Below are 21,908 nucleotides of genomic sequence, written 5' to 3' on the forward strand. Positions count from 1 at the left end.
CACCACGCAATGCAACGACAGGGAGGTTCGCATGGGGCGCTGGCCTAAACCGCCGGAAGGCAGTTGGACGGAGCACTATCCCGAACTCGGCACCGGACCGATCTCGTTCCGCGATTCCGTCTCGCCGGAGTTCTACGAACTCGAGCGCGAGGCGGTGTTCAAACGGGCCTGGCTCAACGTCGGCCGGGTCGAGGAACTGCCGCGGGTCGGCAGTTACCTCACCAAGCAGATCGACGTCGCAGGTGTCTCGGTGATCGTGGTGAAGGGCCGCGACGAGCAGATCCGCGCCTTCTACAACATCTGCCGCCACCGCGGGAACAAACTGGTGTGGAACGACTTTCCGGGTGAGGAGGTCAAAGGCACCTGCCGGCAGTTCACGTGCAAATACCACGGCTGGCGCTACGGCCTCGACGGTGCGCTGAAGTTCGTCCAGCAACCCGGGGAGTTCTTCGACCTCGACACCGAGAAGCTGGGACTCGCACCCGTGCAGTGCGACGTGTGGAACGGGTTCATCTTCATCAACCTCGATCCCGAACCGCGGTGGAGCCTGCGCGAGTTCCTCGGCCCGATGATCACCGCGCTCGACGACTACCCGTTCGAGTTGATGACCGAGCGTTACGAGTTCGAGGCGCACAACAACAGCAACTGGAAAATCTTCGCCGACGCGTTCCAGGAGTACTACCACGTGCCGTCGCTGCATTCGCAGCAGGTGCCCAGCGCGGTGCGCCAACCCAATGCCACGTTCGAGTGCGGGCACTTCCAGATCGACGGTCCGCACCGCCTGGTGTCCACCGCGGGTACCCGGCGGTGGCTGCTCGACCCGGAATTCATGTACCCCGTCGAACGGATCACCCGCAGCGGGCTCGTGGGGCCATGGCGGACTCCGGAGACCCTCCAGTCGGCCGGTCTGAACCCGGGCGGTATCGAGCCATGGGGTATCACCAACTTCCAGATCTTCCCGAACCTGGAGATCCTCATCTACCACGGCTGGTACCTGCTGTACCGGTACTGGCCGACCTCGCACAACACCCACAAGTTCGAGGCGTACAACGCCTTCCATCCGGCCCGCACGGTGCGCGAGCGGATCGAACACGAGGTCGCCTCCGTCGTGCTCAAGGAGTTCGCGCTGCAGGACGCCGGCATGCTCGGCGGCACGCAGGCGGCGCTGGAGTACGGCCTGGACGAGCCGATAATCGACGACTATCCGCTCAGCGATCAGGAGATTCTGGTGCGCCATCTGCACCACGAGGCTGTCAAGTGGGTCGACGACTACCGGGCCGAACGCGCACCGGTGGGGGTGCGAGCATGAGCCGTCTACCGAGTGCCTTCGCCGAATTCGAGCCGTTTGCCGAGAAGTGGTGCCTGCCAACCGAAGCCGAGCGGTGGGAGACCCGGCTGGCCACCCCGATGCCCGAGATCCGCGAGTTCTACGACGCGTTCTCGCCGCGGTTCGAGGAGGCGATCGACTACTGCGACAAGTTCCCGCTCGACGACGTGCCCGACGACGCGCTGAACCTGCTGCACCTCATCTACTCGATGATCATGGTCTCGATGGCCGTCGAGATCTTCGGGACGCAGAAACCCACCGACTCCGCCGACGCGGTCATGCATCGCGTCAGCGCGCCGGTGCCATGACAACCGGGACGGGACGACCATGACTGTGCTGACGATCAACAAGCTCACCGCATCTGTCGGCGCGGAGGTGACCGGGCTGGATCCGGATGCGCTGGCCGGCGACGAGGCACTGGGTGCCGCGGTGCTCGAGGCTCTCGAGGACAACGGTGTGCTGGTCTTCCCGGGTCTGCACCTCGACCCGCAGGCACAGGTCGAGTTCTGCCGGCGCCTCGGCGAGGTCGACCACTCCTCCGACGGACACCATCCGGTGGCGGGGATCTATCCGGTCACCCTCGACAAGTCGAAGAACTCCTCGGCGGCCTATCTGCGCGCCACGTTCGACTGGCACATCGACGGGTGCACCCCGACCGGCGACGAGTACCCACAGATGGCGACGGTGCTCTCGGCGCGGCGGGTGGCCGAGAGTGGCGGGGAGACCGAGTTCGCCAGTTCCTACGGCGCCTACGATCACCTCGACGACGACGAGAAGCAGCGGTTGGCATCGCTGCGGGTGGTGCACTCGCTGGAGGCCTCACAGCGCCGCGTCACCCCCGACCCGTCGCCGGAGTTGTTGGCGCGGTGGCGGTCCCGTCCCACGCATGAACATCCCCTCGTCTGGACCCACCGAAGTGGCCGCAAGTCCCTGGTCCTCGGTGCCTCCGCCGACTACATCGTCGGCATGGACCTCGACGAGGGCAGGGCCCTGCTGGCCGATCTGCTCGACCGCGCCACGCAACCCGAACTCGTCTACAGCCACACCTGGTCGGTCGGTGACACCGTCATCTGGGACAACCGCGGCGTACTGCACCGCGCGGCGCCGTATCCGGAGAACTCACCGCGGGAGATGCTGCGCACCACCGTGCTCGGCGACGAACCGATCCAGTGACGCGTCTGACGCCGCTCCCGCCCGACCGCTGGGACGACGACGTCCGGCGGGCGTTGAGCCCGTTGCTCGGCGCCGACCGGGCGAACCCACGCGATGCGGGCAACGTGCTGGCCACGCTCGTCCGGCACCAACCGCTCACCCGCGCCTATCTGGAGTTCAACGCCTACCTCCTGCGGGAGTCGACGCTGACCCCTCGGATCAGGGAGGTGGCGCTGATGCGCGCGGTGTTGTGGCGGCGGTGCGACTACCTGTGGGACCACCACGTCGTCCTCGCGCAGCGCGCCGGTCTGACGGTCGATGAGATAGCCGGCATCCGCAGCGGCGCCATGGGCGACGGGCTGGACGGGCTGGTGATCAGGGTGGTCGACGAACTCGAGTCGGACAGCACGATCTCCGACGACACCTGGGCCGCGCTGGGCGGTCACCTCGACGACCGCCAATGCATGGACCTGGTGTTCACGATCGGCGGATACCAATTGCTCGCGGTGGCGGTGAACGCCTTCGGCATCGAGCCCGAGGACGTGTGAGCGACCTGTCGTTGACGCCGCATCGCCGGTGTGAAAACCTGATACGCAAAGATGAGAATCACGTTCTCGCTTCTTGGATCGAATGGAGCAGCACATGGCGGAGGATCTCACCTCAGTCGACTTCTTCCGGGACGGTCGTCTGACCGACGACCCCTATCCCTTCTATGCCGCGCTCCGCGACAAATGCCCGGTCACGCGTGAAGACCATTACGGCGTCACCATGGTCACCGGCTGGCAGGAGGCCGTGGACGTCTACAACGACGCCGAGACCTTCTCCTCGTGCATCTCGGTGACGGGGCCGTTCCCCGGGTTCCCGATCCCGCTCGAGGACTTCAAGGACGGGGACGTCACCGAACTCATCGAGAAGCACCGTGACGAGATCCCGTTCAGCGACCAATTGCCGACGCTGGACCCGCCGACACACACCAACCACCGGGCCCTGCTCATGCGGTTGATCACGCCCAAGCGCCTCAAGGAGAACGAGGATGCGATGTGGCAGTTGGCCGACGACATCCTCGACGAGTTCCTGGCGCCGGGGCAGGGGGAGTTCATCAAGGGGTTCGCGGCCCCGTTCACGCTGCGGGTGATCGCCGACCTGCTCGGGGTGCCCGACGAGGACCGGCCCGAACTCCTCGAACGGCTCGCGAAGGGCACGCACGGCGGCGCGCTGGGCAGCGCCGACAAGGCGCTGACGAAGACGCCGTTGGAGTACCTCTACGACGTGTTCGCCGAGTACGTGGAGGACCGCAGGCGCGAACCCCGCGACGACGTGCTGACCGGCCTGGCGACCGCATCGTTCCCGGACGGCACCATGCCCGAGGTCGGTGACGTCGTGCGGGTGGCGACCAACGTCTTCTCGGCCGGTCAGGAGACCACCGTGCGACTGCTGTCCACCGCGCTGAAGGTGATGGGGGACCAGCCCGAGATCCAGCGCGCGCTGCGCGAAGACCGCAGCCTGCTGCCGAACTTCATCGAGGAGTGCCTGCGCATCGAGAGCCCGGTCAAGGGTGACTTCCGGCTGTCTCGGGTGCCCACCACCGTCGGTGACGAGACGCTCGCCGCGGGCACGACCGTGATGGTGATCAACGGTGCGGCGAACCGGGATCCGCGCCGCTTCGAGGATCCGGACACATTCGACCCGCAGCGCAAGAACGCGCGCCAGCACCTGGCGTTCGGCCGCGGGATCCACAGCTGCCCGGGTGCACCGCTGGCCCGCGCGGAGACCCGCGTCGGCCTCGAGCGCCTGCTCGACCGCACGACCGACATCCGGATCAGCGAGGCGCACCACGGCCCTGCCGGCGAACGCCGGTACGACTACATCCCGACCTACATCCTGCGCGGCCTCACAGAGCTGCACCTGGAGTTCGACACCACCGGCGTCGAAGCGGAGGAGAAGCCGTGAAGGTGCGCGTCGACGAGGACCGCTGCGCCGGACACGGGATGTGCCTGACGCTCTGTCCCGACGTGTTCGAGATGACCGACGACGGCTGGGCGGTCGCCGATCCGGAAGAGGTTCCAGCCGAACTGGAAAGCGCGGCCCGCGACGCCGTCGCCAACTGCCCCGAACGTGCCATCATCGAAATCGACTGATCGACAAGGAGAATCAGAGTGCCCAAGGCGTACGTGCTACTCACCGAGGACGTCAAGGACCCGGCCGGTATGGCCGAGTACGGCAAGCTCGCCGGCCAGACCATGGGCACCGCGAAGGTGCTGGCGTTCGGTCCGGCGGTCGAGAACCTGGAAGGGCAGTGGCACGGCAACCAGACGGTGCTGCTGGAATTCGAGTCCGTCGACGCCGCGAAGCAGTGGTACTACTCCGACGAGTACCAGGCGGCCGCGAAACTGCGCCAGGCGGCGGCCGACTGCAACGGGGTCATCGTTTCCGGCCTGGGATAGCGGTAGCGGCCGCTTCGTCTGTCACTGCGGCGTTCGGACGCTCGACATGACGAGCTGGAGGTAGGGGCGGTAGAGGTCCTCGCCGTCGAGGTGACTGTCGAGGGTGATGCCGTCGTTGGCGGCCAGGACGACCCGGGCCAGTGTCTCCGCCTCGATGGTGAGCGTGCCGCCGATCCGGGCGACGTTCTTGCTGATGAATTCGCCCAGTGCGCGAACGGTTTCCAGGCGTTGAGTGGCCACGCTTTCCCGCGCGTCGGGGTGGCGCAGCAGGAACAAGGTCAGCTCGTACCCCAGTGCCGCTCGGTCGGCTCCGCTGCTCAACTGGCGCCACCGCTCGGCCAACTCGTCGATGTCGACGTCGCTGAGGCGGTGAAACGACATCATCACCTCGGCGAAACCGTCGAGGAACCGCTGACGCTGGCGGTCGACGACCGCCAGGAACAGCTTCTCCTTCGCGCCGAACTGGGAGTAGATGGCGCCGCGGGTGAATCCCGCGGCCTCGGCGATCTCTTCGAGCGCCGCGCCGGTCAATCCCTTGCGCGCGAAGACTTCCTCTGCGGCGTCCAACAAGATCTGCCGGGTGTGCTCGGTACGGCGCTCTTTGGTCCAGCGTTCAGCCACGGGGACATCCTCCCATCACGGTTGGTGACCGTGACCCGGCCCGAGTGTGGCCTTTCGACAGATGCGGCCACCCTCGCGATGTGATCTCCACCACTTTACATACGGCGTTGTATCTGAGATACATAAGTGTATAAAGTGAGTCGCGTCACACGCAGTGGGCACTGGTTCGCTCCAGGACAGCCGGCGTGAGGCTTCCTCGGGCAGCCCTCGCCCGGACGAAACCTCCACCGCCGGGAGCGTCCTCGACAAAGCCCTCGACAAAGCCCTCGACAGAGGAGGACCACCTTGTTGCCGGCAACTCGCCCAGGAGACTGGCTCGATCCCGCATCCGGTCTCGGCTCGAGTCTGGATGACGTGGAGCCCGGGACGTTCAACACGACCATCCCCACCGACCGTTACACCTGTCGGGACTACGCGGCGCGCGAGCGGGATGCGATCTGGATGCGCGTCTGGCAGATCGCGGGCCGCGTCGAGGACCTGCCGAAGCCCGGCGACTGGAAGAAGTACCAGATCCTCGATCAGTCCTTCATCATCGTCCGTGGAAAGGACGGCACGCTCAGGGGTTTCGTCAACGCCTGCAGGCACCGCGGCAACGCGCTGTGCGTCACCGAGACCGGCAACGCCAAGCGCGGATTCCTCTGCCAGTACCACCTCTGGTCCTATGACCTGGAGGGCAGGTTGAAAGGAATGCTGCGCGAAGACCTCGCCGGGCCGATCGACAAGACCGAGAACTCTCTGCTCCCGGTTTCGGTCGACACCTTCGCCGGCTTCCTCTTCCTCAATCCGGATCCCGATGCGGAACCACTGCGGGAGTACCTCGGCGAGGACGTCGTCACCCTGCTGGAGCCGTACAACATCGAGCAGTTCACCACGGTCATGGACGTCACCGAGGCCATCGACTGCAACTGGAAAGTCGTGATGGACGCCTTCGAAGAGGGCTACCACATCAACGGGATCCATCCCCAGTTGCTGCAGGTGCTGCACATCAATCCCAGGACCGCGCGCTACCGGTTCTTCGAGAACCACAGCGTCGCGATGGCCCCCTTCGAAGTCGTCGGTGCCGGCGTGCAGGATCAGGTCGCAGGGATCCTGGCGTTGCCCGAAACCTTCCCCGGCACCGTCGCGGTGATCCCGCGCTTCCAGGAACTGATTGCGCCCTACCAGGATTCGGACGGGAACGTGGACTTCCCGGAGGGCGTCACCGCGCGTCTCCTGCTGCAGCAGGCCACCCGTGAGGTGCTGACCGGTATGGGGCTCGACGTCAGCGCCCTGACCGATGACCAGATGGTCGACAACCAGGGCTGGGTGCTGTTCCCGAACTACTTCATGACGGTGCGCGCCGGCGAATGCCACGTCATCATGTCGGCGCCGCACCCCGACGGTGACCCGAACCGATGCATCTGGCACGTGGCCAGCTACATGTATGTGCCGCAGGAGTTCCGCGACGCCGTCCGGGCCGAGGCGATCGTGGTGGACACGCCGGGAAGCCACAAGTACTTCGAGGCGCTTCAGCAGGACTACGAGCAGATGCCCCGGCAGCAGAAGGGCCTGCGCAACGACCGGCTCGATCACATGTCGCTGGTCAAGGAAGAAGTCGTCATCGCCCACTACCACTCGGTCGTCGACCGCTACATGGAAAGCAGGACACGTTGAACCTCGAACAGCGCATCGCCCACCACGTCCGGATGGCCGAGGCGTATCGCGACGCCTATCTGCGCCAGGGTGTGAAGGACGGCGAAGCCTTCGCCGACGCGTGGAAATTCGCCGAGGACGGCGTGTACGTATCGCCGTACTTCACCGGCGACCAGGTGTTCAAGCTCAGCGAGTTCCCCACCGACACCGCCAAGGCCTCCACGATGGAGGCGAAGGCGTACTCGTTGAGCTTCCCGGATTGGAAGCCGGCCAGCTTCGACTACTGGCCTGCCGAAAACGGCGTCGTGATGAAGACGCGGTGGGAAGGCCACACCACCGACGGTGTGAAGATGGGCTTCTACTCGTACAGCTTCATCAAGACCGATGACGACGGTCAGATCACCCGGTGGGAGACCCACGTCAACGACGAGTACAACGCCTTCCTCGACGTCGCGATCGGTGTGCACGGGCCGTTCAACGGCACCGGAGAGTACGTCGAAGCCCTCGAGCGCACGCTCGCGGCCGCGGGGGAGACGGTGTGACCACGATCGAGGACGTCATCGGCGAGAGCACCGGACGGTCGCGGGCGGTGCTGGAGTACAGCCAGACGATGGGCCGTCTGGTGAAAAGTGCGAAGGATCCCGGATTCTCGGTGGACAGCTGGGCCCCGCTGGCCGAGCTGATCGCGGTCGACGAGTTCATCCGCATCGGCCCCTTCAAGGAGGTGATGAACTGGGACGAGTACGTCGAGTTCCTCACCAACTGGGCGAAGTCCTCGGACTGGGACTGCTCGTTCAAGCGTCTCACCGAGACGGCCGACGTGGCGTTCCTCGAACTCGAGGAGCGCAGTCGGATCGGTGACTTCAGCAGCGTGGTCAACAGCGCCTCGGTGTACGAGTTCAACGCAGACAACAAGATTCGGTACATCGCCGTCTACCTGCAGATGCAGCTCCCCGACCCCGCCACGCTGCCCGACTTCCAGGGCGACTAGTGCGGTTGCAGCGGTGCGACCGGTTTCGTGGCGGTCGCGTCCACCAGTAGTTCGGCGAGTTCGCGCGGCCTGCTGAGGAACGGCGAGTGGGACGCGTCGATGGTCAACTGTTCCACGCCGAGCCTGCGGGTGACGGTATCGGCGAGCCAGCGCGGCATCGATTGATCCTGAAGGCAGCGGATGAAGCTGCGGGGGAGGTCGGCCGCCCAGAACGTCGGCACCGAAACCGGTGTGACCGTCGTGTCGCCGAACCGCTCCGGGCCGAGCCGCTCGAACGCCCACCGCGCGGTGTCCTCGTCGCAGTCGTGGTAGAAGTAGCGCCAGGCACCGTCGAAATCGGCGAACCACATCGCGCCGTCGTCGTCGAATCGCAGATAGCTCAACATCTCTCCGACATCGGCATCGAATTCGCCCGCCTCGGAGTCACGCATCGCCATCGCCTCCGGATAGGTGCGCCCCTCGCGAGGGAGTGCAGCGGCGAGGTAGACGATGTGGCTGACCAGATCCGGGCGGGCATCAGCTGCCAGCGTGGCGTCGAAACCGCCGCCGGAATGCCCGACGAGGACGCTCTTGTCCGGCTCGCCGTCTGTCAGCGCCGCGGCCACCGCGTCGCGGCGGTTGGCCAGCGTCGACTCCTCGCCGATTCGGGCACCATGGCCGGGCAGGTCGACGGCGACGCCGTCGTGACCGAGTGCCCGCAGTTGGGTGATCGTGTCCTCCCAACACCACGCGGCATGAAACCCGCCGTGCACGAACACGAATCGCATGGCGCTAACGCAGCACACGCACCGGGACGTGCGACCAGCCGGCGACGTTCTGCATCGCCACCCGGCGGCACTCGTCCCACAGCACCTCGTAGCGCGGCATGAAGTCGAGCAGGCGTTCCAGCGCGATCGCGCTCTCCATCCTGGCCAGCGCCGCGCCCAGGCAGCTGTGCACGCCGTACCCGAAGCCGAGGTTCTGCGCCTCGGTGCGGTCACGGTCGATGTCGAAGGTGTCGGCGTTCGTGAACGCCTCGGGATCGCGGTTGGCCGAACCACCCAAGAGGAACACGGGTTTGCCGGCCGGGATGGTGACCCCGTGGATCGTCACGTCTTGCATCGACCGACGGACGTTGTACTGTGCCGGCGCCTCGTAACGCAGCAGTTCCTCGACGGCGGCGGGGATCTTGCTGCGATCGTCGAGCAGCTTCTGCCACTGGTCGGGGAAACGGGCGAACGTGACCGCCGCGTTACCGATCAGCTTGGTCACGGTCTCGGCGCCTGCGCCGCCGAGAAGCGTTGCGAAACCCGCGATCTCGAGGTCGTCGAGGCGCTCCATGCGCCCGTCCTCACGTTCGATCTCGGCCTGGACCAACGCCGTGAACATATCGTCCTGCGGGTTCTCCCGGCGCTGTGCGATCAGCTCGAAGTACAGACCCATCGCGTCGGCGATGGCCTGCATACCCTCCGGGGACATCTCCTCCTGGCCGGGTTCGCGGTGCAGCGACGTGTCCACCCACTGGCGCACCTGCTGGCGGCGATCCTCCGGGACGCCGAGCATCCGGGTGATCACCTCCACCGGGAAGAACGCCGCGAATTCCTGCACGACGTCGAAGTGCTCCGGATCGGCGGCGCGGAAGCACGAGTCGATGGTCTCCTCGACCATCGGTTGGAGCTTCGCGATCTGGCGCGGGGTGAAGACCTTGTTGACCAGGCTGCGCATCTGCCGGTGCTCCGGCGGATCCATCAGGATGATCATCTTGAACGGAGCCGGTTCACCGGTTTTCACCATCGACAAGTCTAGGCCATAGGCCGAAGAGAATGTCTGATAGTCCTTGAACGCCGCGGCCACATCGGCGTGCCGGGACAGCGCATAGAAGTCCAGTTCCTCGTTGTAGTACACCGGCGCTTCTTCGCGCATGCGCCGGTAGATCTCCCACGGCTCGTTGAAGTACTCCTCGGAGAACGGGTCGAATACGAGATCGGAATTGGTCTTCGGGGTGGTCATTCACTCTCCCGGTCGGCCGCGATGCATCTCATTCTTCGCGGATTGAAATGGCTTGGCGCGGGCACTGGCGCACCGCTTCTTTGATCTGTTCTTCGTTCTCGGGGGTGACCTCGTCGGTCAGCACGTGCAGGTAGTCCTCGTCGTCCAGGTCGAAGACCTCGGGGATGATGCCCATGCACACCCCGTTGCTCTCGCAGAGCCCGAAATCGACCTCTATTCTGCGGGTCACTTCAGCACCCTCACCGGGACATGGTGGTACCCCGCGACGTTCTGCATGTGGACCCGTTCCAACCCGTCGAAGTCGACCTCGTAGCGCGGCATGAAGTCGAGCAGATGCTCCAGCGCGATCGCGGTCTCCATGCGGGCCAGCGCCGCGCCCAGGCAGCTGTGGATGCCGTACCCGAGGCCGAGGTTCTGCGCCTGCGCGCGGTCACGGGTGATGTCGAACGTTTCCGCGTTGTCGAACGCCCGCGGATCGCGGTTGGCAGCGGCGTTCATCAGGAACACCGGCTTGTGCGCGGGGACGGTGCCATTGGGCAGCACGGCCTCCTTCAGCGTGTACCGCACGTTGTACTGCACCGGACCGACATAACGCAGCAGTTCCTCGACGGCGGCGGGGATCAGGCTGCGGTCGTCGAGCAGCAGCTGCCACTGTTCGGGGTTGCGCGCGAACTCCACGACTGCGCTGCCGACCAGCTTGGTGACCGTCTCGGCGCCGGCCCCGCCCAGCAACGAGGTGAAGCCGGTGATCTCGATATCGTCCAGCTTGCGCATCTCGCCGTTCTCGCCGGGGATCTCCGCGGCGATCAACCGGCTGATCATGTCGTCCTGGGGGTTGCGCCGCCGCTCCTGCACCAGGCCGTAGTAGTACACCCCGGAATCGATGTTGGCCTGCATGTTCTCGTCGGACCACGCGAGCTGGCCGGGCTTGCGTTCCAGGCCCTTGTCGATCCAGTGCCGCACCTGCTGGCGGAACGCCTCGGGCACGCCGGCCATCCGCGTGATCACCTCGACGGGGAACGGGCCGGAGAAGTCCTGGACGACGTCGAAGCCGTCGGGATCGACCTGCGACAGGTAGTGCTCGACGAGTTCGGTGATCGTCTCGCGCTGGGACTGGATGGCGCGGGGAGTGAAGGCCTTGTTCACCAGGCTGCGCATGTGCCGGTGCTCCGGCGGGTCCATGAAGATGATCGACTTCGCGGGTCCCTCTTCGGACCTGACCATGGCCAGGTCGCATCCGCGGGACGACGAGAAGGACTCGTGATCCTTCAGCGCCGCGGCCACGTCTTCGTGACGGGTCAGGGCGTAGAAGTCCTCTGCCTCGTCGTAGTAGACGGGGGCCTCGTCGCGCATCCGCCGGTAGATCTCGTACGGGTTGTCGAAGTACTCCTGCGAGACCGGGTCGAACTTCAGTCGTGGCTTGGTCATGGGCTCCTCCTTCGCGGCGGGCTGATAGCCGGAAGCGTTACGTAAAGCATATTTACTGTAAAGCTAACAGTTTTCGTCTCTTCCGGACGCGAGTTCGGCGATCACGTCGGCGTGGCGTTCCGGTCGCCGATGCCCGCCGAGATGGCCTCGTCGAGGAGACCCAGGTCGGTACCCGCGGCGGCGGCGATCGCCCTGACCACATCGACGTCCTTGCCCACGAACGCGCCGGCCATGTCGATGAACGCATCGACCGATCCGCGCCCGGCGATCATGTTCGACACGCGGCTCGACGAGCTGCCGTGGGTCAGCGCGGTCAGCAGATCGGGTTCGGCCACCCCGAGCGCACCGCCGAGCCGGACCGCCTCGCGCAAGAGCCCGATCTGCGCGGCGAACACCGTGTTGTTGACCAGCTTCACGCTCTGCCCGGCGCCGAGCGGCCCGACGTGCAGGATCGGATCGCCGTAGGCGGCCAACACCGGACGCGCCCGCTCGACGGCGGCCTCGGAGCCACCCACGAACAGCGTCACCGCCCCGGCGGCGATGTCATGCGGTCCGCCGCTCACCGGTGCGTCGACGACGTCCACCCCGTGGTCGCGTCCCCGTGCCGCGAGCAGCCGGGCGGTGTCCGGGCTGCCCGTCGTGTGGATCACCAGGGTCGCGCCCGGCGCCATCGCCGCGAGCAGGCCGCCGTCGAGGCACACCGCGCGCACCTGATCGTCGGTGAACACGCAGACGACCACGATGTCCGCGCCGGTGGCGACGTCGACCGGCTCCGCCGCCGTGGCGGCGCCCAAATCCGATGCCGCCGCGCGCTTCTCCGGGGTGCGGCCCAGTGCGGTGACGGTGTGGCCGGCGCCGACAAGGCGGCGCACCATCGGTGCGCCCATGCGGCCCGCACCGACGAAGCCGACCCGGCTCACCTCGGGTGGTCCATCGATTCCAGGGCGGTGTCGGCCGCGGTGAAGACGGAGCCCTCGGGGGCCGACGCCCTCGCCGCGATGCTGGCCGCGTGGCGGACGTCCTTCTGCAGCAGCGCACCGGCGATCGGCGCCAGCGCCTCGACCGTCCCGCCGAACATGCTGATGCTGCCGAGCGCCTTGCTGGTCGCCGACCCGCCGTTGAGGACCTCGGCCAGCTGGGTGCGGGGGATGCCGAGCGATTCGCCGAGTTCCAGTGTGCTCAGCGCACTGCCGAGGTTGGCGGTGAACAACAGGTTGTTCAGGATCTTGGTCACCTGACCGCTGCCCAGCGGCCCCAGGTGCACGATCGGGTCGGCATACGTCGCGAACACCGGACGCGCCTTCTCGACGTCGGCCTCCTCACCGCCGACCATCACCAGCAGCTTGCCCTGCTCGACGGCGGGGGCGCCGCCGCTCACGGGGGCGTCGATCACCGAAACATTCTGGGCCGCCGCTTTTTCCGCGATCTCTCTGCACGTGTCGGGGTGCACGGTGCTGTGGATGGCGATCATCGCTCCAGGCGCGAGACCCGCGAGCACACCGGTGTCGCCGTAGAGGACCTCGCGGACGTCGTCGTCGCCGACCACGCACACACACATCAGATCGCTGGCGGCGGCGAGCTCGGCCGGGCTGCCCGCGGTCTTGGCCGCGGTGTCGGCGTACGGTTCGAGGCTGGCGGGGCGCCGGGCCCACAGGGTCAGCTCGTAACCGCCTTCGACGATCCGCCGCGCCATCGGGCCACCCTGACTGCCCAGGCCGATGAATCCGACGCGCATCTAACCCACCTCCATCTTCTTCTCGGCTACCTGCTGTTCGGCGCCCTGCGAGACGACACACTCTTCGACGAACGACAACACCTTCAGGTGATAGGCCGCGGCGGTCACCCCGAGGCTGAGGTTGTGCCCGGCGTTGTCCTGTTCGGCGGTGACGAACCGCGGTGCGTTGGTGAACACGTCCGCGATCCCCGCCAGCGCCTCGGCGTCGGAGCACCACACTCGCTCGTGCTCGGCGTGGCTGAACCGCACCGGAACCCGCACCCCGGCGGCCACTGCCGGGAAGTCCCGACCGGGCCAGTCCCGCACCATCGCGGCCTCGTACGGTGCGCCCGTGGAGGAGTTGGTGATCCCGGTCAGCACCGCCGGGGGATACAGGTCGGCGGGCTCCCAGAGCAGTTGCCGCAGACCCGGCGGACGCCGGGTCGGACCCGCGTCGCGCAGGATGTCGAGCGCCGCGTCCTGATAGCGCAGCCCGGTGCCGGCCAGTTCCAGCCCGATCAGGCCGTCGCGGTCGTGTGCGGCCATCCGCAGCGCGAGTTCGCATCCGTTCGAATGTGCGACCACGAAAAGACCTGCGCCCCGCGGTTTTTCGCCGAGCATCGCATCTACTGCACCGTAGGCGAGCGCGACCCGCTGCTCAGGGTGTTCGATCGCGTCCGGATACGGGGCGGAGCTGCCGTAGCCCGGCCGGTCGAGGGCGATCATCGTGAACCCCAGCCGCGCGCCCAGGCGCAGCAGCGACAGTCGCGGGTGACCGGGACAGTCGAAGTAGGCCGCCGTGCTGGCCCCGCCGTGCAGCGCGACCACCACCGCACGCGGCTGCCCGTCGGCCTCGGCCACCAGTCCCGACATCGGCACGCCGTCGACCATCACCACCCGCGGACGCGGTGCTGGTGCTGTTTCGCTCCTCGCGTGCGCGGTGCCGTCTTCGCTCCTCACGTGCGCGGTCACGCGTCGCTCCTCAGCAGGAGCACACCACTGGGCGTCAGGCCGCCGCTGCTGACCACGGCCACCCGTGCGTCGGCCACCTGGCGATCCCCGGCCTCGCCCCGCAACTGGCTGACGGCTTCGTGCATCAGGCCCATCCCGTGGGTGCGGCCGTGGGAGAGCTGACCGCCGTGGGTGTTGAGCGGCAGGACGCCGTCGCGGGCGATGTTGTGGCCGCCGTCGAGGAAGTCCTTCGCCTCGCCGATCCCGCAGAATCCGAGGGCCTCGATCCAGGACAGGCAGTTGAACGTGAAGCCGTCGTAGAGTTCGGCGACGTCGACATCGCTGGGCCGCAACGAGGTTCGGGTCCACAGGTGTGCGGACTGGCCGAGCACCTGCGGTTCGTGGGTCAGTGTCGTCTGGTCCCAGTCGGTGCGTTCGACGATCTGGGTGCCGACGGCCTCGATGAACACCGGCTTCTTCGGCATGTCCCGGGCGGCGTCGACCGCCGAGACCACGACCGCGACCGCACCGTCGCACGGCACATCGCAGTCGTAGAGGCCGAACGGTGTGGTGATGGGCCGGGCCGACAGGTAGTCCTCCATCGACATCGGATCGCGGTAGATCGCCGTCGGGTTCAGCGCGGCGTTGGCCCGCTGGTTGAGCGCGATCCAGCCCAGCGTCTCGCGGGTGGTGCCGTACCGGTGGAAATGCCGTTGGGCGTTGAGCGCCAGGGTGTGGGCCGCCGATGTCGCACCGAACGGCATCTGCCAGCTGGTGGTCCGCCCGCCCCCGGGCGGCGCCATCTTGCCCTCCTTGAGCAGCTGCCCGAACGTGGCCTCCCACAGCGTGCGGAAGCACAGCACGTGCCGCGCCATCCCGGTGGCCACGGCCATCATCGCGGCGATCACCGAGCCGCCCGGACCGAAGGTGTCCATACCCCCGTTGATCCACGTGGGCCGCAGCCCGAGCGCTCCCTCGAGTGCGGTGACCCCGCCTTCGCCCATGCCCGCGACGTCGAGTCCCGGATAGGTCGACAGCCCGTCGATGTCGTCCAGGGTCAGCCCCGCATCGGCGACCGCGGCCTCACACGCCTCGATGGTCAAAGACAGCGGCGGCACCATCAGCCGGCGACCGAGCCGCGAGGCCCCGATACCGGTGATCGCCGAGTGCTGCTCGAACTTCTCGGTGCGCAGCATCGGCCGGATGTGGTCGCCGAAACGTTCGGGGGCGATCTCGTCGGCAGGCAACTCGCCCGGGTCGCCGGCGACCGGCCGGAACAGCGGCAGCCAGACGTCGTCGGCCTGCTGGAACACCACCTCGACGGGTTGGCCCAGCTCGAGGCCGTCGGGGTCGGATTCGACGATGTTGGTGGTCAACCGGACCCGCGGGTCCTCGTCGATCGCCACCTGCGCCACCACGTACGGCGGCGGCAGGTCGGGGAAACCGAACCGGTGGTTGACGGTGAAACCCGCCAGTGTGCCCCGCCCCGACACCGTGCGGACGCCCAGTTTCTGGCTGCGGCAGTACCGGCAGATCGGTTGGGGCGGGTGGATCAGCGACTCGCAGTCCTGGCACTGCTGGATGCGCAGTTCACCGTCGGCGCCCGCGGTCCAGAAGAACTCGTTCTGCGCGGTCACCTGCGGCAGCGGCCGGCCCGGGATGTCGGCCATGTCTACAGTCCCGGAAGCATGCGCTCGTCGCGGACGGCGTCCGCGTGGTCGCCGTTCGCGTCGTCATCCGCCGATACCGCACCCGGTGTTGGTTGGGATGGCCTGTCGTGCACCGGCTCTCCTTCGTGCATCTCGATGATGGCGTGGACGGGGCAGTCCAGCAACGCCCGCAGCACTGCGGGTCGATCGGCCTCGGGCACGGTGCCGTTGCCGATCAGCGAGGCGTAACCCCAGTCGTCGAGCGAGAAGTACTCCGGTGCGTGCTTGGCGCAGATGCCGAAGCCGTCGCACATCGTGCGATCGAGTCGGATCCTCACGCGCTCACCACCGCCTCCACTTCGTAGGGTCGTCGGACGTCGTACAGGTCGACGGCGCAGCGATCACAGCTGCCCTCCCGGTGCCGGGCCACCGCCTGCGGGAACGCGGTGAGCAGGCTGGCGGCGACGTTCGTGGCCGCGTCGAGCGTCCCGCACGCACCCCGCCCCCGCAGCACCACCGACCAGCGCTCCAGCCGGGCCAGATCGTCGTCGGAGGCCACGCCGTCGCGCAGCGCCACAGCCACGGCCGCCATGGCGGCGGTCCCGTTGAAACAGGATCCGCACTGTCCGGCGTTCTCGCGGTCGAAGTAGGCCAGCACCGATGCGGCCACCGCGACCGGGCATTCGTCGGTCAGCACCCCGACCGCCCCGCAGCCCAGACCGCTGCCGAGGCGGCGCAGCGCCTCGTGGTCGAGCGTCGCGTCGAGGACGTCACGGTTGAGCAGCCCGGTGAAGTAACCGCCCATCAGCACGCCGCTGACCGAATCGGGCGAGATCCCGTGCCAGGTCAGCACATCGGCGAGGGCGACACCGTGCGGCAACTCGTAGAGCGCCGGTGGCCCGCCACCGCCGGTGACGGTCGCCAGGAAGGTGCCGGGGGACGACGGTGTGCCCGCCGACCGGTACTCCCGCGCCCCGTGCTCGTGCAGATACGGCAGGTTGGCGAGCGTCTCGACGTTGCTGACCAGTGTGGGCAGCCCACCCACCCCCTCCTCGAACGGCCGCGGCGGCTTGTCCGTCGGTTTGGCGGGCCCCCCGTCGATGGCACGGACGGCGGCGGTCTCCTCACCGGCGACGTAACCGGGGTCGACGACCACGACGCTGATCGACACACCGTCCAGAACCGGTGAATCGACCTGTGTCAGCGCGGTTTCGACACTGCGGGCGGACTCCGGATCGGAGACGTAGACGATTGCGCGCTCGGCCTCCACGACGCGCGCGGCCAGGCGCAGACCGTCGAGCACAAGGTGCGGGCGGTGCCGCAGCAGCCACCGGTCCTTGATCGACGCGGGTTCGCCCTCTTCGCCGTTGGCGATCGCGACGGCGCCGCCGCGGGTACGGCCGTGATCGCGCACCGAGCGCAGTTTGACCGCCATCGGGAACGCGGCACCGCCACGTCCGAGCAGGCCGGACAGTTCGACTTCCTCGAGCAGTCGTTCGGGGTCGGGCAGCTCGCGGTAGCCGCCGGACTGCGCGTAGTCGGCGTAGTCCTCCCGCCCGGCGGGCACGTGCAGCAGACGCGGCGTGGTGCCCGGCCAGACGGCGGTGGTGAGATCGGTTGCGGCGGTGGGGTTCATCTGCTTCTACTTTGTCCTCGCGGATAGGCTGGCCGACATGAGAACTGCGGTGGTGCGGGTGGGGGTGGACCCGGCGGGCGAACTGACACCCGCGCAGCTAGCCGACGGCATGTCGCGCCTGCGCGAACTCGGGGGCGCGGCGGGCGCGGACATCGTGGACAACAACCTGCCCGCCATGCCGCCGGGCCGGCGCGAAGCCGAGCTGCTGATCGCCGGCGACGACCCCGGCAGTCTCACCCAGACGGCGCTCGGTCTGTGCGCGGAGGCGTTCGGCACCGAACCGGTCGCCGGTGTGCTCACCTACATCAGCCGCGGCACCGACGACGACGCGCACGGCGTGCTGGCCGGTTTCGGTCTGGCCGGTGACGTCACCCGCACCGCGGACGATGCTGGGTGGGACGTCGTGCACGTGACGCTGCGCAAGGCCGACCTCGAGCGGATCCCGGAGAGCCGCATCCACACCGCGCTGGAGGCCTCGCTCAACTGTGAGGTGCACATCCGGACCGTCTGACACGTTCACCGGCCCAGGAAGTCGAGGATGGCCGGGGCGGCCTGCACCCAGGTGTCGAACATGTTGAACCGCTTGACCTTCCCGGATGCCCGCTTCTCGCCGGCGCGTTCCCAGGCGTCCTCCGGCCACGGCGGGTCGATGACCGTCGAGCCCTTGATCAGGCAGCTGACCTCCAGGGAGGTCCGCTTGGGGTGGTCGAGGTCGTTCTCCCCGCCGCGGATGATCAGCGTGGGCACCCGGATGTCGTCGAACATCTCGTCCTCCACACCCGGGATCGTCTGCCCGGGTTTGGGCACGAAAGCGTTGAGCCAGCGCAACATCAACTTGAGGAACTCGTCGGCGTCCAGGCTCAGGATGCGGTCCCGGTTGGCGGGGTTCTCCGCGATGCGTTCCTGCCATTCGGCCACCTGCGCGACGGCCTTCATCCCCGCACCGCGCACCGCGAGGATGCTCGGCACGATGTAGTACGAGCCCAGCACGAACGACCCGTACACGCCGCCGACGATGTTCCACACGACGAGCTTGGTGACGATCTCCGGGTACAGCATCGTCGTGAGCATCGAATCGCGCGCCCCGCCGGATCCGCCGGCCAGGATGCACGGCCCGATGTCGAGCGTGGTGATCAGTTGGTACAGCGTCTCGGCCCGCATGTGCGATTCGCTCTGGCCGTAGAACTGCACATCGGACTTCCCGCAGTTCGGGCGGTCCCACAGCAGGACCCGGTAGCCACCCTTGACCAGCGCCTGTGCCAGCGGTCGCAACCCGGGGATGTCCTTGCTGAACCGTCCACCCGGCGTGAGCGCGATGAAATCGCCGGTCTTGCCGAGGATCTCGTAGACGACCCTGCCGCCGTTGATCTCGATGACCTTCTCGCCGCGCTTGAGTTGCGGGCCCACCTGCTCGGTGGTGTCGTCGGTTGTCGTCATGCCATCACCAGCACGTCGTTGCCGACCACGCGGACCGGGTAGGTGCGGATGCTCCACTCCGGTTTGACCGCGGTGGTTCCGGTCGCCAACTCGAAACCCCACTGGTGCCAGGGGCAGTAGATGTACTCGAGGTCGCGCACCATCACCGCGTCGCCGGGCACGTCGTCGTCGACCACGGTGCGCCCGCGGGCGCGGCCGAGGCACAGGGGACCGCCTTCGTGCGGGCAGTAGTTGGCGATCGCATAGAAGGTGCCGTTGACGTTGTAGACGCCGACGCCGTGGCGGCCGATCGGCACGATCTTGTGTGAGCCGGGTGGGATCTCGTCGACGGTGGCGACGATGTGTTCACGCCCCTGCGCCAGGCGGGGCGTCTTGTCCTTGTCCATGTGTCAGAAAACCCGCACCTGGCCCTCGAGAGCCGGCACGGTGTCCGGCAGCTTGTAGGTCTCGATGCCGTTGCGGAACATGATTGCTTCACGGGCATGTTCGGGCAGGTGCTTGACCAGCCAGCGCGGGTCGTCGAACGTCCAGTGCGGGTAGTCGCTGGAGAACAGCAGGATCTTCTCGCACTCCATCCACTCGAACGCACGGGTGAGTTCGGTCTTGTCCTCGGGGTAGTCCAGCGGCTGCGTGGTGAACTTGATGTGGTCCTTGACGTACTCGCTCGGCTTGCGCTTGATGTCCAGCCACGACTTGCGGGCCTCGTAGAGCGCGTCCATCCGCCACATCAGCGGCAGGATCCACGAGAACGCGTGCTCGACGAACACGATGCGCAGATTGGGGTGGCGATCGAATGTGCCGTCGAAGATGAGGCTCATCACCTGGTTCGCCGCGAGCAGCGAGTACGTGACCATGAAATCGTGGTTGTAGCTGGGCAACCCGACCGGCGGCATCGGCAGTTCGTCGTAGTGGCTGCGCGACAGGTGGCAGGCGACGGTGATGTCGTGTTTGGCAGCCGCCGCCCAGATCGGGTCGTACTTGGGGTTACCCCACGAGGGACGCGGTTCGGCCTTGATCAGGATCTGCGCCATGTAGGGGTGCCCGACCCAGCGTTCGATCTCGGCGACGCTCGCCTCAGGTTCCTCGATGGCCAGGCAGATCGACCCGCGCCAGCGCTCGTGCCAGTTGTTGTGGCTGTCCAGCCAGTGATTGGCCTGCCAGTCGTTGAGCCCGACGGACATCGCGTGCTGCGCTTCGGGAATGCGCGCGGGGTAGGCGGCGGGCTCCAGGATCGCAATGTCCGCGCCGGCCTCCATGATCAGCTGCTTGAACGCCAGATCAGGATCGCTGCAAGCGAATTCGCCGTCGGGCGGGAACGAGTCGACGCGCATCGCGTAGGAGTGGGCATAGTCGGGCGCGTCGTAGTAGATCTGGTCGCCCACCTTGTGGGTGCCGAAATACCTACTGCGCCACGGCTCGGGGATGTACTGACCGAGTTCGCCGCTACGGGGGGTCGGGTGGACGTCGCTGTCCACGCACCGCACGGCGATGCGTTCGGCGGCAGGTACCCGTGGATTGGCTGTGACAGTCATGAAGGCCTCCTCGTTACCTCTACTGTGCCGGAATCGCGGACGTACTGTGCCGGAATCGCGGACGCGATGGCCGGGATTGCCGGCAACTCGATGCCGTACAGCTGCGCGGCGTTTCGCCAGCACAATTTGTCGCGCTGCTCGGCGGTGTACGCGCTCGGCACCGACAGTTCGTTGAGCTGCCAGTGCGGGTAGCTCGAGCCGTACATCACCATGTCGTCCTTGCCGGTGAACCCGGCCCACTCACCGGCGAAGTCGACGTCACCGGGGCCGTCGAGGCTGCCTTCCACGAAGTAGACGTGATCGGGCAGGTAATCGCTGGGCATCTTCGGCGCCCAGGGCGTCTGCTCCAGGTGCGGCCGCCCGAAACAGTCCATCCGCCACATGAACGGGGTCAGCAGGTCGGCGGCGCCATCGGCCCAGACGAATTTCAGCGCGGGCATCCTTTCGAATACCCCTTCCGCGATCATGTTCATCAGGTGATAGAGGAAATTCATCGCGGTGAAGCCGACGAACTGTTCGTAGGTGCGCGTCAGTCCGTTGGGTGTGGGCGGCAGCATGACGCCGGAGCCGACCTCGAAGTGCACGGCGACGGGCAATCCGGCGTCGGCCGCCGCTTCCCACAGTGGCCAGAACTGAGGCTTGCCATACAGTTCGCGGGACTGCAGCGGCACCCCGAGCTGCACGACGCGCGGATGGTCGCGGTACTTCTCGATCTCCCGCAGGGCGCCGGTGATGTCGTCGGGATTGACGCGGATGGTCCCGCGGAAGCGGTCGCCGTGGAGCGAATGCTCCAGCCAGCGGGTCACCATCATCTCGTTGTGCGCCGCGGCGATCGCCGTGCCGAGGTGGCGGTCGGGCATGATGCCGCGGGTCATCGGATGCAGAATCGCGACGTCCACCCCCCGGTCGTCGAACAGGTGCTTGGCCACTACGTCGGGATCCGAGCCGGGGTACTGGCCGTCCGGACCCTCGGTGCCCTTGGCGTACTCGCCGCCGGGCGCGCCGTACCAGTCCATCTCGTAGTCGGGGAACCCGCGGCTCCGGAATGGCTCCTGCAGGAAGTTGCGTCGCAGGTCCTTGTTCGACTTGACGAAGATGTGCACGCTGGCGTCGATCAGGGGTGAGCGCGTCCCGTCCGGATGCGTTGTGACCAAGGTTGTCCTCCGATGTTCGTCCGGAGCGCAGACGGCTTCGCGCGTGTGCGGCGATGACCGGACTCACAGCCAGTGTAAATCGAAGTTCTTCAAAGGCAAGAACCGAGTTCTCATTACCCTGCCTGCCATCACCGCAGGTGAACGGATGTGCTGGTCAGTCGCGCAGCGGTGCGCTTAGGAAACTTGACGGTCGGAGAGGGAGAACGGGTGGACGGATAATGAGAATGCTATTCTCGCATGGTCGTGACACC

The 21,908-nt window shown here is 67.0% G+C and carries 26 protein-coding genes; 11 read left to right on the forward strand and 15 right to left on the reverse strand.

Translation table 11 applies throughout. The annotated features are described in order from the left end of the window. Positions 1–31: 31 nt before the first annotated feature. The 7 genes from G6N49_RS04375 (at position 32) to G6N49_RS04405 (ending at position 4,923) form a co-directional block, all read left to right on the forward strand. A complete protein-coding gene (locus G6N49_RS04375; RefSeq protein WP_011561091.1) occupies positions 32–1,309 on the forward strand; it encodes an aromatic ring-hydroxylating oxygenase subunit alpha in 1,278 nt (425 codons plus the stop codon). Next, complete coding sequence (locus G6N49_RS04380; protein ID WP_011561090.1) at positions 1,306–1,635, forward strand: hypothetical protein; 330 nt, start codon at positions 1,306–1,308, stop codon at positions 1,633–1,635. The genes G6N49_RS04375 and G6N49_RS04380 overlap by 4 nt, the downstream gene beginning before the upstream one ends. Before the next feature lie 19 nt (positions 1,636–1,654). Next, positions 1,655–2,500: a TauD/TfdA dioxygenase family protein gene (locus G6N49_RS04385; protein ID WP_011561089.1), complete on the forward strand. Its 846-nt coding sequence runs from the start codon at positions 1,655–1,657 to the stop codon at positions 2,498–2,500. Continuing rightward, a complete protein-coding gene (locus G6N49_RS04390; RefSeq protein ID WP_011561088.1) occupies positions 2,497–3,027 on the forward strand; it encodes a carboxymuconolactone decarboxylase family protein in 531 nt (176 codons plus the stop codon). The genes G6N49_RS04385 and G6N49_RS04390 overlap by 4 nt, the downstream gene beginning before the upstream one ends. Before the next feature lie 94 nt (positions 3,028–3,121). Continuing rightward, positions 3,122–4,429: a cytochrome P450 gene (locus G6N49_RS04395; protein WP_011561087.1), complete on the forward strand. Its 1,308-nt coding sequence runs from the start codon at positions 3,122–3,124 to the stop codon at positions 4,427–4,429. After that, positions 4,426–4,617: a ferredoxin gene (locus G6N49_RS04400; RefSeq protein WP_011561086.1), complete on the forward strand. Its 192-nt coding sequence runs from the start codon at positions 4,426–4,428 to the stop codon at positions 4,615–4,617. The genes G6N49_RS04395 and G6N49_RS04400 overlap by 4 nt, the downstream gene beginning before the upstream one ends. Before the next feature lie 18 nt (positions 4,618–4,635). Beyond that, positions 4,636–4,923, forward strand: coding sequence for a DUF1330 domain-containing protein (locus G6N49_RS04405; protein ID WP_011561085.1), 288 nt, complete (start codon positions 4,636–4,638; stop codon positions 4,921–4,923). Between the two features lie 21 nt (positions 4,924–4,944). Here the strand turns inward: G6N49_RS04405 and G6N49_RS04410 are convergent, their stop codons facing one another. After that, entirely contained in the window at positions 4,945–5,544 is a 600-nt protein-coding gene (locus tag G6N49_RS04410) for a TetR/AcrR family transcriptional regulator (RefSeq protein WP_011561084.1), read from the reverse strand. Positions 5,545–5,829: 285 nt separating this feature from the next. Here G6N49_RS04410 and G6N49_RS04415 point away from each other — a divergent pair, with 285 nt between their 5' ends. From G6N49_RS04415 to G6N49_RS04425, 3 genes are read left to right on the forward strand one after another with little or no spacing between them, the layout of a single operon-like run. Then, a complete protein-coding gene (locus G6N49_RS04415) occupies positions 5,830–7,197 on the forward strand; it encodes an aromatic ring-hydroxylating oxygenase subunit alpha (RefSeq protein ID WP_011561083.1) in 1,368 nt (455 codons plus the stop codon). Continuing rightward, on the forward strand, positions 7,194–7,718 hold the full coding sequence (locus G6N49_RS04420; RefSeq protein ID WP_011561082.1) for a hypothetical protein: 525 nt from the start codon (positions 7,194–7,196) through the stop codon (positions 7,716–7,718). Before G6N49_RS04415 ends, G6N49_RS04420 begins: the two co-directional genes overlap by 4 nt. Next, complete coding sequence (locus G6N49_RS04425) at positions 7,715–8,167, forward strand: hypothetical protein (RefSeq protein WP_011561081.1); 453 nt, start codon at positions 7,715–7,717, stop codon at positions 8,165–8,167. The genes G6N49_RS04420 and G6N49_RS04425 overlap by 4 nt, the downstream gene beginning before the upstream one ends. Here G6N49_RS04425 and G6N49_RS04430 read toward each other — a convergent pair. The 10 genes from G6N49_RS04430 to G6N49_RS04475 form a co-directional block, all read right to left on the reverse strand. Continuing rightward, positions 8,164–8,934 (reverse strand): alpha/beta fold hydrolase, encoded by a 771-nt coding sequence (locus G6N49_RS04430; RefSeq protein ID WP_011561080.1) that lies wholly within the window; start codon positions 8,932–8,934, stop codon positions 8,164–8,166. The genes G6N49_RS04425 and G6N49_RS04430 overlap by 4 nt on opposite strands. 4 nt (positions 8,935–8,938) lie before the next feature. Beyond that, positions 8,939–10,156: a cytochrome P450 gene (locus tag G6N49_RS04435; RefSeq protein ID WP_011561079.1), complete on the reverse strand. Its 1,218-nt coding sequence runs from the start codon at positions 10,154–10,156 to the stop codon at positions 8,939–8,941. 28 nt (positions 10,157–10,184) lie between these two features. Then, the gene (locus G6N49_RS04440; protein WP_011561078.1) at positions 10,185–10,385 is read right to left on the reverse strand and encodes a ferredoxin; all 201 of its coding nucleotides are present in this window, start codon (positions 10,383–10,385) and stop codon (positions 10,185–10,187) included. Next, positions 10,382–11,584, reverse strand: a complete 1,203-nt coding sequence (locus tag G6N49_RS04445) for a cytochrome P450 (RefSeq protein ID WP_011561077.1) — start codon at positions 11,582–11,584, stop codon at positions 10,382–10,384. The genes G6N49_RS04440 and G6N49_RS04445 overlap by 4 nt, the downstream gene beginning before the upstream one ends. A 101-nt stretch (positions 11,585–11,685) precedes the next feature. Next, positions 11,686–12,504 (reverse strand): NAD(P)-dependent oxidoreductase, encoded by an 819-nt coding sequence (locus tag G6N49_RS04450; protein WP_011561076.1) that lies wholly within the window; start codon positions 12,502–12,504, stop codon positions 11,686–11,688. After that, positions 12,501–13,319: an NAD(P)-dependent oxidoreductase gene (locus G6N49_RS04455; protein WP_083045406.1), complete on the reverse strand. Its 819-nt coding sequence runs from the start codon at positions 13,317–13,319 to the stop codon at positions 12,501–12,503. Before G6N49_RS04455 ends, G6N49_RS04450 begins: the two co-directional genes overlap by 4 nt. Continuing rightward, positions 13,320–14,270 (reverse strand): alpha/beta fold hydrolase, encoded by a 951-nt coding sequence (locus tag G6N49_RS04460; RefSeq protein ID WP_011561074.1) that lies wholly within the window; start codon positions 14,268–14,270, stop codon positions 13,320–13,322. Beyond that, positions 14,267–15,919, reverse strand: a complete 1,653-nt coding sequence (locus G6N49_RS04465) for a thiolase C-terminal domain-containing protein (RefSeq protein ID WP_011561073.1) — start codon at positions 15,917–15,919, stop codon at positions 14,267–14,269. The genes G6N49_RS04460 and G6N49_RS04465 overlap by 4 nt, the downstream gene beginning before the upstream one ends. A 2-nt stretch (positions 15,920–15,921) precedes the next feature. Then, a complete protein-coding gene (locus tag G6N49_RS04470; RefSeq protein ID WP_011561072.1) occupies positions 15,922–16,236 on the reverse strand; it encodes a ferredoxin in 315 nt (104 codons plus the stop codon). Beyond that, the gene (locus tag G6N49_RS04475) at positions 16,233–17,534 is read right to left on the reverse strand and encodes an NADH-ubiquinone oxidoreductase-F iron-sulfur binding region domain-containing protein (protein ID WP_011561071.1); all 1,302 of its coding nucleotides are present in this window, start codon (positions 17,532–17,534) and stop codon (positions 16,233–16,235) included. The genes G6N49_RS04470 and G6N49_RS04475 overlap by 4 nt, the downstream gene beginning before the upstream one ends. A gap of 37 nt (positions 17,535–17,571) precedes the next feature. On the opposite strand from G6N49_RS04475, the gene G6N49_RS04480 reads away from it, so the two are divergent. Beyond that, positions 17,572–18,045 carry a hypothetical protein gene (locus G6N49_RS04480; protein WP_011768321.1) on the forward strand — a complete coding sequence of 158 codons (474 nt, stop codon included), beginning with the start codon at positions 17,572–17,574 and terminating at the stop codon, positions 18,043–18,045. 5 nt (positions 18,046–18,050) lie between these two features. Here G6N49_RS04480 and G6N49_RS04485 read toward each other — a convergent pair whose 3' ends face one another. The 4 genes from G6N49_RS04485 to G6N49_RS04500 are packed head-to-tail and all read right to left on the reverse strand — an operon-like array spanning position 18,051 to position 21,657. Beyond that, positions 18,051–18,971 (reverse strand): alpha/beta fold hydrolase, encoded by a 921-nt coding sequence (locus G6N49_RS04485; RefSeq protein WP_083045405.1) that lies wholly within the window; start codon positions 18,969–18,971, stop codon positions 18,051–18,053. After that, on the reverse strand, positions 18,968–19,357 hold the full coding sequence (locus G6N49_RS04490; protein WP_011561068.1) for a Rieske (2Fe-2S) protein: 390 nt from the start codon (positions 19,355–19,357) through the stop codon (positions 18,968–18,970). The genes G6N49_RS04485 and G6N49_RS04490 overlap by 4 nt, the downstream gene beginning before the upstream one ends. A gap of 3 nt (positions 19,358–19,360) precedes the next feature. Beyond that, entirely contained in the window at positions 19,361–20,503 is a 1,143-nt protein-coding gene (locus tag G6N49_RS04495; protein WP_011856233.1) for an amidohydrolase family protein, read from the reverse strand. Next, the gene (locus G6N49_RS04500; RefSeq protein ID WP_083045404.1) at positions 20,500–21,657 is read right to left on the reverse strand and encodes an amidohydrolase family protein; all 1,158 of its coding nucleotides are present in this window, start codon (positions 21,655–21,657) and stop codon (positions 20,500–20,502) included. The genes G6N49_RS04495 and G6N49_RS04500 overlap by 4 nt, the downstream gene beginning before the upstream one ends. Positions 21,658–21,908 lie beyond the last annotated feature (251 nt).

The organism is Mycolicibacterium monacense (assembly GCF_010731575.1).
GTDB classification, from domain to species: domain Bacteria; phylum Actinomycetota; class Actinomycetes; order Mycobacteriales; family Mycobacteriaceae; genus Mycobacterium; species Mycobacterium monacense.